The 539-nt window shown below is 61.0% G+C and carries 1 pseudogene; it reads right to left on the bottom strand.

Annotation, left to right across the window (positions count from 1 at the left end):
* Positions 1–539, bottom strand: a pseudogene (locus NMG80_RS24410) (transposase family protein); the annotation flags it as partial.

Raw genomic sequence — 539 nt, forward strand, 5'->3', positions numbered from 1 at the left:
AGATCGCGGCCGACCTGCATCTCGGCAACCTTCTCCAAGGCAGCGTCGAGCCGCTTGTTCTCAACGATTGCCGACCGGTGAACCGAACGCAGCTCATCGAAGACCTTGTAGGCAGAGCGATGCCCTCATGAATGATCTCGAGACGTCCGTCCGGATAGTCGCAGACAACCACCTTTTTGCGGGCAAGCTTCTTCGCCGTGTCGGTCGGATGGAGATGAACATCACCTTATCGTAGCGCAGCGTCAAAGCCTGCGTCAGCGTGCGGATCTCCTTGCGACACAGGGCGCCGTCCAGGTTCTCATGATCGGCGAGGGGACGGTGCATGTCCTTCGGGTTGCGGGGTTCCTTGCCGAAGCGTGCGTTGAAGTCCGCCATGAACTCAGCCGCATAGGCGTTGGCCGCCTCGATCGTGCTGATGCCGCGCAGGCGCAGCTCCTTCACAAGCCGGTCCTGCAGCGTCTGGTTGGCGCGCTCGAGTTGGCGCAGATGATGTCTATGTTGAGCTCATAGAGCGCCCGGCCGAATTGCGTCAGGCCGCT

This window comes from Mesorhizobium escarrei, assembly GCF_935825525.1.
Classification (GTDB): Bacteria; Pseudomonadota; Alphaproteobacteria; order Rhizobiales; family Rhizobiaceae; genus Mesorhizobium; species Mesorhizobium escarrei.